We start from the raw sequence: 427 nt of genomic DNA, 5'->3' as shown, positions 1-427 counted from the left end.
AGAACGAGTCTGATACGTAGATTTAGACTCTAAATAGGCGTCTCTAAGTTCAGTCGTATAAAATGACAATAACTCTCCTGTGTTGATATCTTTTACAACACGATTAGATACAATTTCATAATTTGTGCAAGGATAGACATCAGCAAAAACCGTAGATGTTGTGACTAAGAAAAATAGATTTGATAGAACAGAGAAAAACAATAATTTCAATTTAATCATAAAAAATGTCTATTCTTCATGATCAAAAGATTATTTTTTCAATCCTTTGAAAGTCATAATGCAACCCGAAAGGATACTGAGAGTTCCTATAGGTCTCCAATATAGCTGCCAAAAGAATAAATTTATTCTTCCTTTCAGTGTCTCATCGGGTCCAGCATAATAGGGGTTGATGTGAAATAATAAAAAACCAAAACATAAAACTATGATT

At 31.4% G+C, this 427-nt stretch carries 1 pseudogene; it reads right to left on the bottom strand.

Annotation, left to right across the window (positions count from 1 at the left end):
* Window positions 1-219, bottom strand: a pseudogene (locus tag ADI58_RS11425) (hypothetical protein); the annotation flags it as partial.
* Window positions 220-427 lie beyond the last annotated feature (208 nt).

The organism is Streptococcus mitis, assembly GCF_001074635.1.
Lineage (GTDB): Bacteria > Bacillota > Bacilli > Lactobacillales > Streptococcaceae > Streptococcus > Streptococcus mitis_E.
The sequence above is the reverse complement of the archived record's forward strand: the minus strand, read 5'-3'. Positions and strand labels throughout refer to the sequence as shown.